At 42.6% G+C, this 14383-nt stretch carries 12 protein-coding genes; 3 read left to right on the top strand and 9 right to left on the bottom strand.

Translation table 11 applies throughout. The features are described 5' to 3' along the window. Positions 1–33: 33 nt before the first annotated feature. Positions 34–552, bottom strand: coding sequence for a TetR/AcrR family transcriptional regulator (locus MHO82_RS07030; RefSeq protein WP_239183161.1), 519 nt, complete (start codon positions 550–552; stop codon positions 34–36). Positions 553–729: 177 nt separating this feature from the next. On the opposite strand from MHO82_RS07030, the gene MHO82_RS07025 reads away from it, so the two are divergent. Continuing rightward, a complete protein-coding gene (locus MHO82_RS07025; RefSeq protein WP_239183160.1) occupies positions 730–1002 on the top strand; it encodes a hypothetical protein in 273 nt (90 codons plus the stop codon). A 138-nt stretch (positions 1003–1140) separates the two neighbouring features. Here the strand turns inward: MHO82_RS07025 and katG are convergent, their stop codons facing one another. Both katG and MHO82_RS07015 read right to left on the bottom strand, forming a co-directional pair. Next, positions 1141–3357: a catalase/peroxidase HPI gene (katG, locus tag MHO82_RS07020; RefSeq protein WP_239183159.1), complete on the bottom strand. Its 2217-nt coding sequence runs from the start codon at positions 3355–3357 to the stop codon at positions 1141–1143. A 386-nt stretch (positions 3358–3743) separates the two neighbouring features. After that, positions 3744–5693: a methyl-accepting chemotaxis protein gene (locus MHO82_RS07015; protein WP_239183158.1), complete on the bottom strand. Its 1950-nt coding sequence runs from the start codon at positions 5691–5693 to the stop codon at positions 3744–3746. A 634-nt stretch (positions 5694–6327) separates the two neighbouring features. Between MHO82_RS07015 and MHO82_RS07010 the strand changes: the two genes are divergently transcribed. Continuing rightward, a complete protein-coding gene (locus MHO82_RS07010; protein WP_239183157.1) occupies positions 6328–7626 on the top strand; it encodes a DEAD/DEAH box helicase in 1299 nt (432 codons plus the stop codon). A 61-nt stretch (positions 7627–7687) separates the two neighbouring features. Here MHO82_RS07010 and MHO82_RS07005 read toward each other — a convergent pair whose 3' ends face one another. Together MHO82_RS07005 and MHO82_RS07000 are read right to left on the bottom strand one after the other, a co-directional pair. After that, positions 7688–8488 carry a rhodanese-like domain-containing protein gene (locus tag MHO82_RS07005; protein ID WP_239183156.1) on the bottom strand — a complete coding sequence of 267 codons (801 nt, stop codon included), beginning with the start codon at positions 8486–8488 and terminating at the stop codon, positions 7688–7690. Positions 8489–8570: 82 nt separating this feature from the next. After that, a complete protein-coding gene (locus MHO82_RS07000; protein ID WP_239183248.1) occupies positions 8571–9455 on the bottom strand; it encodes a LysR family transcriptional regulator in 885 nt (294 codons plus the stop codon). A 94-nt stretch (positions 9456–9549) separates the two neighbouring features. On the opposite strand from MHO82_RS07000, the gene MHO82_RS06995 reads away from it, so the two are divergent. Next, a complete protein-coding gene (locus MHO82_RS06995; protein WP_239183155.1) occupies positions 9550–10767 on the top strand; it encodes a multidrug effflux MFS transporter in 1218 nt (405 codons plus the stop codon). A 58-nt stretch (positions 10768–10825) separates the two neighbouring features. Here MHO82_RS06995 and MHO82_RS06990 read toward each other — a convergent pair whose 3' ends face one another. From MHO82_RS06990 to MHO82_RS06975, 4 genes are read right to left on the bottom strand one after another with little or no spacing between them, the layout of a single operon-like run. Next, positions 10826–11722: a metal ABC transporter permease gene (locus tag MHO82_RS06990; RefSeq protein ID WP_239183154.1), complete on the bottom strand. Its 897-nt coding sequence runs from the start codon at positions 11720–11722 to the stop codon at positions 10826–10828. Between the two features lie 9 nt (positions 11723–11731). After that, complete coding sequence (locus tag MHO82_RS06985) at positions 11732–12592, bottom strand: metal ABC transporter permease (RefSeq protein WP_343299958.1); 861 nt, start codon at positions 12590–12592, stop codon at positions 11732–11734. Continuing rightward, positions 12592–13446: a manganese/iron ABC transporter ATP-binding protein gene (locus MHO82_RS06980; protein ID WP_239183152.1), complete on the bottom strand. Its 855-nt coding sequence runs from the start codon at positions 13444–13446 to the stop codon at positions 12592–12594. The genes MHO82_RS06985 and MHO82_RS06980 overlap by 1 nt, the downstream gene beginning before the upstream one ends. Then, positions 13443–14342 carry a metal ABC transporter substrate-binding protein gene (locus tag MHO82_RS06975; protein ID WP_239183151.1) on the bottom strand — a complete coding sequence of 300 codons (900 nt, stop codon included), beginning with the start codon at positions 14340–14342 and terminating at the stop codon, positions 13443–13445. The genes MHO82_RS06980 and MHO82_RS06975 overlap by 4 nt, the downstream gene beginning before the upstream one ends. Positions 14343–14383: the final 41 nt, after the last annotated feature.

Raw genomic sequence — 14383 nt, 5'->3', positions numbered from 1 at the left:
CAGATTTATTTTGTTTAAGCAGAGCTGCTCTGCTTAAACGATCAGCTTAAATTTTGCGTGTAGCTCTTCAAGCGCAAGCTCGACATTAGGCTCCGGGCGGTTCAAATGTGTAATCAACGTCATGAAGTAACAGTCTAAGATAAGTGGCATTTTTTCGGCAGCGATGGTTTGTTCACTCGCAGATTGAAATAAGGCCTGATTGAACGACTGGTAATAGTCTAAATCCCAAATTACTTCTTTTAGCAGCGCTCGACTGAGTTCTACGTTCGTAAAATAGTAACGATAGTATTGCTCTGTGAGCGCTAGCCCAATCTCAACATCTGTTTTTCCCTCTGCATTTTCTAACGTATCTTGGCTGATGGCGGTGAGTTGTTCCAACATTCCTTCACGAAGGATCGACAGTTTTGTGGGGAAATGGCTGAACACCGTGCCATCTGCCACGCCTGCTTGCTTCGCGATTTGTCTGGTTGTTGTCGCTTCGTAGCCATTTTGCGCAAAAGATCCCCATGCAGCTTGTAAGATCTTTTCTCTGGTTTGTTGTCGCTTTGTCATGAATACATCCACTTTAAGAGTCTGAAAAGATAATACCTTTAACCACTTTTATTGACAAACTGAGCGCGCTCAATTATAAAAAGTGAGCGTGCTCATTTATAGTCGGTGACAGGTGAAGTAGTCGCTATTCACTGGCTGATCAGTAGCTAATAAATTGGTTAATAAAAGGAATCGACAATGTATGCATTAAATAAGCTAGGCCAAGGGCTGATCTTTTTACCGACGATATTTTTATTCTCGTATGTTTTGAGGCCCATTATGATGTTGATACTCATTCCAGCTTGTCTGGTTTTCTTTACCTTAATTGGCGGTAAAGAGATGAGAAGGGAGATAAAAGCACTGGTGCTTTCGGATTTATTGCCAGACTTGTTTGCTGACTTATTTTCTGAATGGACAAGCGATAAGCGATCACACACCAAACTTCAAAAAAGCGAGTATGCAAAAAGGTAGGGCGGAAAGAAGCATGCGCCGCTGCCGAACATTAAGGTTTGCTCTGAATCATTCAGTAAACAAAGGGTGGTGTGATTCCACCCTTTGTTTTGGTTATTAACATCCTGAGAGCAAGGATAGGGCGTTATAACAACGGGTTTATTTTAGATCAAATCGATCCGCATTCATGACTTTGACCCAAGCTGCGATAAAGTCGGCCACAAACTTTTCTTTAGCATCATCACAGGCGTACACTTCTGCGATGGCACGAAGCTGGGAGTTAGAGCCAAAGACGAGATCAACACGAGTGGCCGACCATTTTTTCTTTCCTGTGGTTCGATCAGTTCCTAAATAAGCGCTGTTGTAAGGACAAACTGGTTTCCATTCTGTTGCCATGTCTACCAGGTTGATGAAGAAGTCGTTGCTCAACACGCCTACTTTATCGGTAAATACGCCGTGTGGGGTGTTGTTGTGGTTAGCGCCTAATACACGAAGCCCACCGATTAATACGGTCATTTCAGGTGCGGTTAAGCCAAGTAATTGTGCTTTATCCAGCAGCATTTTTTCTGCGGTGACCGAGAGCAGTTTGTTGGCAAAGTTACGGAAACCATCGGCTTCTGGTTCGAGTACCGCAAATGACGCTTCATCGGTTTGTTCTGTTACGGCGTCTACACGACCTAGGCTGAAGGGAACCTTGACGTTAAAACCACCGTCTTTGGCTGCTTTTTCGATAGCAAGGTTACCAGCCAGTACAATCAGATCGGCAAAAGAGATACCGCGTTCACGGGTATTAAAATCAGTTTGAATGGCTTCTAGAGTCGCTAGTACTTTATCGAGTTGCTCTGGTTGGTTCGCTTCCCAATATCGTTGCGGGGCTAAACGAATCCGCGCGCCGTTTGCCCCGCCTCGGTAGTCGGAACCACGGAAGGTGGAAGCGCTAGACCACGCCGTGTAAACCAGCTCTGAAACACTGAGCCCTGAATTTAAAATTTTATGTTTTAGCTCAGTGATCTCGATATCAGAAAGTGGAGAAAAGCGAGCTTGTGGTAGTGGGTCTTGCCAAATCAGATCTTCTGATGGTACTTCTTCACCAAGATAGCGGCTTTTGGGCCCCATATCGCGGTGAGTCAACTTAAACCAAGCACGAGCAAACGCATCGGCAAATTGATCGGGGTTGTCATGAAAGCGTTTTGAAATTGGGCCGTAAATAGGGTCCATGAGCATTGCCATGTCTGCGGTTGTCATGATGGTTTTCGCTTTTTGGGAGGCATCATGGGCTTTGGGTGCCATGTGCTGTTCATTCACGCCGATCGCTTCCCATTGCCAAGCTCCTGCCGGACTTTTTACGAGCTCCCAATCATAGCCAAACAGCATATCAAAATAACCGTTATCCCAAGCTATTGGGTTTGGTGTCCATGCGCCTTCAATGCCGCTGGTGGTGGTGTCATCCCCTTTACCCGTGCCAAAGCTATTTTTCCAACCAAAGCCCATTTCTTCTAGTGGTGCTGCTTCGGGTTCTGGCCCCATGTTGGCTTCAGGGCCTGCGCCATGGGCTTTACCAAAGGTATGGCCGCCAGCCACCAGTGCCACGGTTTCTTCATCGTTCATGCCCATGCGAGCGAAGGTGTCGCGAATATCACGACCTGATGCCAGCACGTTAGGATCGCCATTAGGGCCTTCAGGGTTCACGTAAATAAGGCCCATTTGTACAGCGGCTAATGGCTTTTCTAGTGCTCGTTCGCCCAGTTCTTTTTCGCCAGAGTAGCGTTCATCGCCGAGCCATTCGTTTTCCGATCCCCAGTAGATGTCTTCTTCGGGCTCCCAAATATCAGCACGACCGCCTGCAAAGCCATAGGTGGGTAGGCCCATGGATTCAATAGCAACGTTACCAGCAAGAATGAATAAGTCGGCCCAAGACAAGCTCTTGCCATATTTTTGTTTTACAGGCCAAAGCAGACGACGAGCTTTATCTAAGTTGCCATTATCTGGCCAACTGTTTAGAGGCGCAAAGCGTTGATTACCTGTATTTGCGCCCCCACGGCCATCTGAAGTGCGGTATGTGCCTGCGGTGTGCCATGCCATGCGGATCATGAAAGGGCCATAATGACCATAGTCGGCAGGCCACCAATCTTGGGAGTCGGTCATGAGGGTTTCAAGATCGGCTTTTACGGCTTTTAAGTCTAATGCTTTAAAGGCTTCGGCGTAGTTAAAGTCTTCATCTAGCGGGTTCGATTTTTTGTCGTTCTGGTGCAGTATTTTTAGGTTTAATTGGTTCGGCCACCAATCAGCATTTTTTGTCGCTTTTCCACCTAGAGTTGCATTTCTACTGTGCATTATTGGGCACATGCCAGAGTTACTTGTGTGTTCACTGTTCATATCTATCTCCTTACTGCAAATTAAAATAAATATTTTCAAAAGTAACCCACCACGGACAAGGTGTCGGTTAGGGAAGTAAGCCTTACTGTTAAAGTGGTCACTTTGTTTAAGAATGACAGTAAGTCGTTATAATTTCAGATACTTTTTCCCTATACTTCTGATAGGAGAAATCGATGAATATCATACTGGCAGTGGAGGGTGGGATAGATGAGTGGATAAGGCTGAGAGCGGGTTTTCCATACCACGAAGATGACAGTAATGGACTCTGGCTGGTGTGCTCATAAATAGGCTAATGCGAAAAGGTGTGATTGTCAGGGCGAAAAAATCAGGAGCCAAGTTGCCCCTGATTTTAGTTGGATTACGTGACGTGGTAACGAGTAGGGGAGCTACAGTTTGAAGAAAGCCAATTGTTCTTTTTGACCTTCAGACAGTTCTGATAGGTGGTTACTGGCTTGCGCACTTTCTTTGATCCCTTCCACATTTTGATTAATGCTTTCGGTAATGATGTTCACGTTTTCACTGATGGAAGAAATGGCTCGGCTTTGTTCATTGGCTGCTTCTGCCATTTCGGCATTGGTTTCTGAAATGTTCTCAATGGATCGTGAGATCAGTTTAAGCTGCTCGCTTGTGCCTTCACTCATTTCCGTTGTTTCTTTTATGGTAGAGATAGATTGCTCTACAGAGCGTACAACCAGTTGTGATTTTACTTGTAGCTCTTCAATGATTTGCTGAATGTCTTGGGTGGAGTTTTGGGTTTTACCTGCCAATACTCTGACTTCATCGGCAACCACGGCAAAGCCACGGCCAAGTTCGCCTGCACGTGCGGCTTCAATGGCAGCGTTAAGGGCTAACAAATTGGTCTGCTCTGAGATGGTATTAATGACCGTAATCACTTCATTAATTTTTTCTGTTTGCTCATTCAGTACCATGACTTCATTAGAGGTCTCGTTCATTTGATTTGATAAACGAGAGCTTAGTCTTGCGGCATCATCGGCTTTTTGGCTACCTGAAATACTCAGTTCCAGTACGTCTTTTGCCATGTTATCGGCTTGCGTTGCTGAAGCATCGACTTGCACCGCAGAAGAAGAGAGCTCGGTAATGGCTGCCGCCATCAAATCAACCTGAGCTTTTTGTTCAATAGCGTTAGCGTCACTTTGGGTCATGACGGCAGCAAGCTCTGTAGAGGCAGAAGAAACTTCGTCGCCCACATTGCGTAAGCTGGTCATCATGTTTTGAAGCTGAGTGACAAACTTATTGATGTCGCTTGAAATATCGGCAAGTTCATCATTGCCTTTTACGTCGAGTCGTTTTGTTAAATCGCCATTACCGCTCGCAAGTTCATGAATGGTTTGACGCAAGGCTAAAATTGGCTGATATAAGTGGTTTAAAACAAAATAAATTAATGCGCCACTGATGGCGATTAATATTATTGAACTTAATAGTTGTTGCTTGATTGATTCATTGGCTTGAGCGAAAATAGTTTCTTCATCGACGCTGATTAATAATGTCCATGTCTGTCCCTCTGTTAAAGATACTTTATTGTGGTAGGAAAGAATACCTGAATTATTAACCTCTGAACGAGTGAACCCTTGTTTTGATTGAGCAACATTAGACTCTAATTTAGGGTTATTAATAATATCCCGTAAAGAATCACCATAATTAATATTGTTACGAGAAGATAATATTGTATTTAAGTCGTTATCTAATAAGGTGATTGTTGCATTTTTAATAGGAAGGTAAGAGATAAAATCTGTTAAAGCGGTATTGGTGAAGTCCCCCATGATAACACCCGCGAACTTATTATTGATTGTCAGCGGTACAGCAACACCTAACCAAACTCGCTCATCATCTTGTGAGCCGTAAGGTGGGATCACCACGGTTCTGTCTTTTTCTTTTGCTAATTTATACCAAGGGCGGACACGTGGATCGTAGTTGTCTTTGGCTACGGTACGCATAGAAGTCTGGCCATTTTTCTGAATATTGAAGGAGTTACCTGTGTCTTCAAACCCGATAAATGAGGTGTCAAAATTACCGGAAGAGTGAATACTTTTCAAAATATCAAAGAGTTGAGCTTCGCTGAGGTCTTCATGGTTGAATTCTCTGCCATCTTCATGTTCAAAAAAGGCCGTTTTGCTTGCTACGATTCTTTTCAAGTTATCAAATAGCGCATCAATTTCTGCGGCTTTGACATTACTGATTGATTCAAGTTCATTAGATATTTGCTGTTCACTATAGTTTTTAAAATTACTATAAGAGAAAAACATAGTTAAGGTTAATGCGATTGATATTAACAATAAGGTAGAGGCTATAATTTTGCCTTTCAATCCTAAATTCATTGTCTTTATGCCCTTATAAAATACACACTGCTTTTAATTGAAATAAAATCGTAGAAGTATTTATCTTATATATTAATTATGTTTTGTTCTATTATTTATTTAAGTGTAATTAAGTTGGCTATTATTTGTATTTTATATTTGTTCATAAAATAAATAGATCACCTAGATTAATTGGAATAAATATCAAACAAATGAGGGTTTATTATTTATGGGTTCAATGATTACTTATTAAATTCTTTAATTGGTTTTCTGAATTTTCTTTTTAAGCTTGTCAGTAAACGGTATCTATTCATTAAAAGTACGTTGTTTTTGGGCTGATAAATTTTATGCGAGTGGTTATTCTACCTTATTATGAATAAATACACTTGTTAGCTTTGGTGCATATTGATAGGAGTTGTTGTTTTTATTACGAATTGGATGTTTGGGCTTTGGCTGCTTAGAAGAAACTTGCTTAATGGTTGAACATTTAGGCGGAAAAGTACTCGAACTTTTTAGAATTGGGGCGTTTTCCGTTAAATAATGACGAAATGAGTAAAATTAGTCCCCATTCGGTGCATTATTACTCTATAATCTGCCACCGTATTTTTGGTTAGGCTTTTGTTCGTTATTAGCCGTTAGTTTTAGGAACATCATAATGTCATTTTCATCACAACATTTTTCTCCGGAAATTGTGCAGGCTCTTACCGAATGCGGTTACGAAAAGCTAACGCCAATACAACAGCAAGCCATTCCACATGCTCGTCGTGGTCTTGATATTTTGGCTAATGCGCAAACGGGTACGGGAAAGACCGCCGCTTTTTCTCTGCCAATTATTCAAAAAATACTGGATAAGCCAAAGTCTAATAACCGTTGTCAAACTCGTGCATTGATTCTTGCGCCAACGCGTGAGCTAGTGGCTCAAATTGCAAAGAACATTGAAGATTACACTAAGTACACCTCAATGAGCGTGGCTGCGGTTTACGGTGGTGTGAAAATGTCTTCGCAAGTGAAGAAGCTTGAGCAGGGCGTGGATATTTTGGTTGCGACTCCAGGTCGTTTAATTGAGCACTTAGAGCTTAATAACGTCTCTTTAGTGAATTTAGAGTTCCTTGTGTTTGATGAAGCGGACCGTATGTTAGATATGGGCTTCATTTCTGCGATTCAAACCATCATGAGCGGTATTTCTACCAAACCACAAACCATGTTGTTCTCAGCCACTTTCTCGGCTCAAATGAATAAATTGGCGAATGAAATTTTACGTAAACCACAACGTATTTCTGTAGCGCGTGAAAACATTACTGCTGAAACCATTGCGCATGTGGTGTACCCAGTTGATGAAGATCGCAAGCGTGAGATGCTATCTGAGCTGATTGGTAAGAAAAACTGGCAACAAGTGTTGGTGTTTGTGAATTACAAAGAAACCGCAAACATGTTGCTGAAAGAGTTAAAGCTGGATGGTATTAAAGCCGTATTGTGCCACGGTGACAAAGCGCAAAGTGCACGTCGCCGTGCGTTAGATGAGTTTAAAGAAGGTAAAGCGCGTGTCATGATTGCAACAGACGTTGCTGCACGTGGGTTAGATATTCAAAACTTGCCTCATGTTGTGAATTTTGACATGCCATTCTTGGCGGAAGATTATGTTCACCGTATTGGCCGTACAGGACGTGCGGGGCAAAAAGGCCATGCAGTTTCTTTTGTAAGCCGTGAAGAAGAGCTGTCGTTACTGCAAGTAGAAGCGTTGATTGGCCACCGTATTTACCGTGTTGAATTACCAGGCTATGAGCCAGCAAACCGTGATGCGTTACTGCATAAAATGCACACTAAGTCTGCTTTTAGAGATCGTAAGAGTCGTACTAATAACCCAACGGATCAAGATCAGGGCTCTGCGGAGCGCCGCGCACGTCTACGTAATGTTATTCGTAATAAAAGCAAAATTACGTCGTTGAAAAAATAACACGACCTTAAAACATTCAACGCCAATAAGCGGTTTCGTTTATTGGCGTTTTTTGTATGTGTTAATCGTATTTGGTGAGTGGTAAATCTGCTTTTATATAGCCTCGAATACCTTCTTCCATAAAGTAATAATCCTCTAGCCCTTCACTTTCTAGAAGGTATTGTAACCATTGTATTTGTTTTCCTACTGCGTCATAAATCAGCAGGGTTTTTTGCTCTTCTTTTGCTCTTAATATTAGCCTGAGTATCCGATCGGAAGGGGCTAAGCGTGTGACTTTTCTAAGAATAACAATGTCTCTTTGGAGTGGTTCCCGAATGTCTACCACAATGGTGTTACGGTTGATTTTTTGTATGAACTCGGCAGGGGAGAGGGTGTGTTGAGATAATTTTTCTTGTGTGAGGAGTTTTTCGAGGGGGACGGGGCTTTCTCCAAGCAATGTGGCCTCATGCGGGTATGTTTTTGCCCAAGCAAATATGCCTAAATCAAATACGCTAATGTTACTGATGTTATTGCGAATGGCTTTTTCACCCGCTTGATAGGATTTTTTGCATGTGATGCCATTACAGTAAAAAACCATTAAGCGTTGATCTGTTTTTCTGATTCTTTTTAGTTCACTGATAAAACCAACGCCAGCAATACTGAGATGGACAGCTCCTCTTATACGTAGGGTGTCGTACTCATATTTAGAACGCACATCAATCACTATTACGTCGTTTAATTTTTCATACAGTTCATCATGAGAGATCACTGGCGTCATTTTGTAGATGTTGCGTAGCGGAAAGGCGGCTGACTCTTCAAAGGTAGAAGCGTGTAGAGAAGGGGAAAATAAGATAAATATGAGTATGACTATTTTTCCTATCACCTTATTACTCCAGTGATTTTCATGACTAAAAGAATTGTTTACTTAGCAATGAGTATAGCCTCTTGAGTATTCAGTGAGCTGCTCATTCGTAATTCAGGTTTAAACGTTCTTTTAAATAATTGATGAACAGCTGTGTACGGGTATGTTCATAGTCTAGTTTGGGATAGTAGGCATACACTGTGGTTTGTTCTACAGCGATGGAAGGCAGAACTTGCACTAAGCCGCCGCGTTCAATTTCTTCTCTGATCATTTCTCTACCAGCTTGCAAAATACCCATTCCGTATTTTGCACTATGGAAAAGGGCTTCTGGGTTGGTGGTGGCGAAGTTGCCTGAAATGGTAATGCGTTGCCCATTGGTTAAGATGATGTCTCGGCTGGTTTGTTCACCCCAGATCAACATATTGTGTTGGCTTAATTCTTCAACGGTCTTTGGCTCGCCATATTTTTTTAAGTAGCAGGGTGAGGCAAAAAATTCAGAGCGATGCTGAAAAAGAGGCGTGGCTTTAAAGCTAAGGGAGTTGAGTTGCTCTAACTCTCGGCTGATGAACACATCAAGGCTAAGTTCTGGGAGCTGCCCTGGAATGGTGGTTAAGAGTTGGACTTTGATTTGTGGGTAGCGGCGTAAAAATTCATCCAAATATTGGGCTAAAAATTTGGATCCAACAGCTAGAGTTGCGCCTATTTTTAACAGCCCTGCTGGGGTTTGATCAACCGATCGCGTTTCATCCACCAAAGACTGCCATTCATCCAATTGAATTTTTGACCGCTGATAAAACAATGCTCCAGCTTCAGTTTGGGTAAGGGTTCGTGTGGTTCGTTTTAGCAGCTGCACACCCACACGCTCTTCTAACCAATGAATGCGTTTACTCAGTGCCGAGCTAGTGGTGTTCATTTTTCTTGCTGCGGCGGTAAAGCTGCCTTCTTCCACTACTCGAATGTAACTTCGTACATTAACCAGCCAATCCATCATCGTTTCCTATTTTATTATTTCCCAATAGGATGCAATTCTTTTCCTGTATGGGTGATTATCATTTATTGTTCTTGAATATACACTATTCAGTATGAAAGAAGATAAAGAAAACTCATTTAATAAAATCCCTTTGTTTCTTGCGATGATGATCATTGCGACCGGACAAGTGGGTGTCAGCATTTATTTACCAGCATTACCTATGATCAGCCAAGACTTAGTGGTGGGGCAGGATCAGGTACAAGGGCTTGTTACTCTATTTTTAGTGGGCTTTGGAGCCTCACAACTTTTTTACGGCCCATTATCTGATGCTATTGGTCGGCGTCCTGTGTTCATTTTTGGTCAAGGCTTATATTTATTTGGCTCCTTGTTGTGTGTATTGCTGGCGGATAATTTTCATGCCTTATTGGTTGGTCGTTTATTGCAAGGTCTAGGAGCGGGCAGTGCTTCGGTATTGGGTCGAAGTGTATTAAGAGACAGTTACAGTGGTGCTGCGTTAACCAAAGCGCTGTCTTATATTTCGGTGACGGCTTCTGTATTGCCAATTGTAGCGCCAGTGGTGGGCGGTTGGATCACTTGGCACTTTGGCTGGCAGGCCGTGTTTGGCTTTGTGTTGATGTATTTACTGGCTATCTTAACCTTAGGTTGGTTTGTTTTACCGGAAACTCTGCCTTACGCGGTACGTAAATTTAATACAAGGCAGGTACTGGTGGATTACGGGAAGTTGATGCGTCAGCCACAGTTATTATGTAACGCTAGTTATAATTGGATCAGTTATTTAGCGGCGGTGGTTTCTGTCTCTTTGTTCCCTTTTATTCTACAAGGTGAACTGGGTTTAACGGCGGCAGAGTACGGCGAGGTGATGATCATTCCATCGGCTGGGCTAATGATCGGCAGCTTATTATTAAACAACTTAAATAAACGTTTTCAGACTAAGCAGCTAATGAGCGGTGCGTTTGTGCTGTCTGCCCTTGCGGGTATTTGGTTATTGGTTTTACCGATGTCTTTGTTTAATCTCATTGGGGCATTTACGCTATTGACTATTGCGCAAGGGATTACGTTTCCATTGGCATTAAGTTTGTTATTAGCGCCTTATTCTAAACAAGTCGGTGCGGTATCGGCACTTTCTGGTTCGGTTCAAATGGGCGTTTCGGGAATTTTGGGGGGCTTTTTAGTTCAGCATTGGGTGACCGATCAGGAAAGTTTGGGTGTGTTTTATTTGGTCGTATCAATATCGTTAATGTTGATATTAAAGCTGAGTTCTGTGCTGAAAAAGAAAGAAAAGCGAGCGGAGCGCCAAGTTTTTAATTAAGCCACTTTTACTTATTATAAAAGTGGCTGGTTATGACCTAATAAACGCAGATACTGCCTTAAGATATGGCGTGCTCCCTTTGCTCTCTTTGATCACTGGTTTTGGCTTGTTCCGTTAATTTAAGCGACGTTAGCTTTGCTTTGTAGCTGGTATAAAAAAACACAATCACAAAGGTGACGGTCATGAGCATCACAATAGTTGGAGCTGGGGCGCTGTCGATGAAAAAGCTCAGGTAAACACCTAAAAATGAGCTTAACACTGAAATAGCCAGTGATAAGAGCGCCATCGATTGGAACTTATTGGTCAGTAAAAAGGCAATGGCTCCTGGAGCGATAAGTAGCGCGATAACCAAAATCATACCGACTGCTTTCAGTGCGCCAACAATCGTAAGCGATAAAACGGCAAGTAGCCCATAGTGCAGAAAGTTAACAGGTAACCCGATTGCTTTGGCGTGTTGGTGATCAAATACGAACACCAATAAGTCTTTGCCTTTTAGTAAAATAAAGCTGGTTGCTACTAGTGCTATTGCGCCAGTTTCGAGTACGTCTTGCCATCCAATTCCTAGTACATCACCAAAGAGAATATGATCTAGGTGCACGCCAGATTCTATTTTGGTCATTAAGACAAGACCAAGCCCAAACATACCGGAAAAGACGACACCCATTACGGTATCTTCTTTAATACGGCTGTTTTCTTTTAAGTACCCGGTAGCGAGTGCACAGAACATGCCCGCAACAAAAGCGCCTACCGCATAGGGAATGGCTAACACATAAGCCAAGACAACTCCGGGCAAAACAGAGTGAGAGATGGCATCTCCCATTAAAGACCAACCTTTGAGCACTAAAAAGCAAGAAAGTAGGGCGGTTGGAATCGCAACGAGTAAAACAATAATAAATGCTTGTTGCATAAAAGGAAAAGCGAAAGGCAGAAGCATAGTATTAAGTAAATTTTCCATGATGCTTCCTTAATCTGAAGCCAAAGAGAGGGCTTGTTTTGCTTTGCGTTTTGCGGTTAACAAGCCGTGTTTTGGAGCGAAAACAAAAGCGGTAATGAAGGTGAGTGTTTGTAACACAACAATGATTCCACCTGTTGCGCCATCAACAAAATAACTTAGGTAGGCTCCTAAGAAAGATGTACCTGCGCCTATGAATACGCTGAGCATGATAACTCTAGGAAAACGATCACTCAGTAAATAGGCTGTTGCACCAGGTGTGACGACCATGGCAATCACCAAAAAAGCGCCAACGGTTTGAAGTGCAGCCACGGTGGAAGCACTTAATAACGTAAAAAAGAGAATTTTTAAATGGTTTGGGTTTAGCCCTATGCTTCTGGCGTGGTTTTCATCAAAAAAGACCACCATTAGGTCTTTCCATTTCAGTAGCAAGATAGCTAATGAGATCCCCCCAATGAGAACCAATTGAAGTGTGTCGGTTGGTGTAATGGCTAACACATTACCAAGCACAATGGTTTGGATGTTTACTGAGGTGGGAGACAGTGACACCATGAACAGACCAAGGCCAAAAAATGAAGTGAAGATCAGGCCGATGATGGCATCTTCTTTTAATTTGGTTCTTTGGCTTAAAAAAAGCATCGTAGTAGCCGCGAGACCACCTGATAGAAATGCACCAAAAGCAAAAGGTAAACCTAACATATACGCGCCAGCAACACCGGGCACAATAGAGTGTGATAGGGCATCACCAATCAGCGACCACCCTTTCAGCATTAAATACGCGGATAAAAAAGCGCAGACACCACCTACCAACGCGCTTACCCAAATGGCATTAACCATGTAGCTGTATTCAAAGGGCATTAAAAGGCTGTCTATCATGATTCAGCCCTCGACACAGGTCTGGCGTTATCTTCACCATACAGTACCACTGGACGTTCATGATCAGAAAGTACGGTGACTTGCCTTTCATCATCATCTTCATGCAGATCTTTTCCTGCTAAGATGAAGTGACGTAGAACACCACCAAATGCCTGTTGCAGGTTTTCTTGTGTGAAGACCTCGTCTGTGGTGCCTGAGGCTAAGATAGTCCGATTGATTAAGACCGTTCTATCACAAAACTCCGGAACACTACCAAGGTTGTGAGTCGAAACGAGTACCACTTTACCTTCGTCTCTTAACTCTTTGAGTAGGTCCATGATTTGATCTTCTGTTTGGACGTCTACTCCTGTAAAGGGCTCATCTAATAAAATGACTTGCCCTTTTTGTGCGAGTGCTCTAGCCAAAAACACTCGCTTTTTTTGCCCTCCTGATAACTCACCAATCTGACGTTGTCGAAATTCGCCCATATTGACTCTATCGAGTGCTGCTGTTACTTCGTCATGGTCAATTTTTTTGGGGATCCTAAGCATGTTCATGTGGCCATATCGTCCCATCATGACCACATCTTCAACTAATACTGGGAAGTTCCAATCAATCTCTTCACTTTGTGGTACATAAGCAACAAGGTTTTTTTTAAGCGCTTGTTTTACGGGCATCCCTAAAATTTCTACGCTGCCTTTCGCTAAAGAAACAAAGCCCATAATGGATTTAAATAACGTGGATTTACCACTGCCATTGATGCCAACCAAAGCAGTGATGGATCCTTTAGGCAGAGTAAAGCTGGCATCTTTTAGGGCAGTGTGACCGTTTTTATAGGTCACACTGATGTTATTTACTTCTAATCCACTCATTGGTTCGAAAGTCCTACCGCTACTGTTTTCATTGTGACTTTTAAAAGATCTAGGTATGTCGGAACTGGGCCATTTTCAGCACTGAGGGAGTCAACATAAAGTACGCCGGCGTAGTTTGCGCCTGTTTCACGCGCCACTTGTTTGGCAGGAGAGGCTGAAATGGTACTTTCACTGAATACGGCTTCAATCTTGTGTGCTCTTACTTTATCGATAACGTTACGAACTTGTTGAGGAGTGCCTTGTGCATCGGCATTGATAGGCCATAGGTAGAGCTCTTGTAAGCCAAGATCGCGCGCCATGTAGCTAAATGCGCCCTCGCTGGTGACTAACCATCGTTTTTCTTGTGGAACGCTCGCTAGCATGTCACGGAATGGTTTGACCGTTGCAACGATTTCTTCGCTATATTGTTTCGCATTTTGGTTATACACATCGGTATTTTTAGGGTCGTATTTGACCAGTGCTTTACGGATATTCTCTACATAAATCAGGGCATCTTGTGCCGACATCCAAGCATGTGGGTTGGGTTTACCAGAATATGGCCCTTGTGTGATGCCCATAGGCTCAATGCCTTCGGTAACAATAACGCTTGGTACATTTTGTAGGTTTTTAAAAAACTTATTAAACCACAGTTCAAGGTTAAGCCCGTTATAGACGATTAAGTCTGCATCTTGAGCTCGTAAAATATCGCCAGGGGTTGGTTGGTAGTTGTGAATTTCTGCATTCGGTTTAGTGATTGACTCGACAATGGCTGCATCACCAGCGACATTTTGGGCCATATCAGCAATCACAGTAAAAGTAGTGATCAGTTTAAATTTGCCATCTTGAGCTGCAAAAGCCTGAAATGAGAACAGTGATAATGCTAGAAATGCGCTTGAAATTCGCAACAAACGAGACATGAATATTTCCCTATATGGTTAAGATGGAAAAGATACTATCA

Source organism: Vibrio sp. Of7-15 (assembly GCF_022347565.1).
GTDB lineage: Bacteria > Pseudomonadota > Gammaproteobacteria > Enterobacterales > Vibrionaceae > NORP241.
The sequence above is the reverse complement of the archived record's forward strand: the minus strand, read 5'-3'. Positions and strand labels throughout refer to the sequence as shown.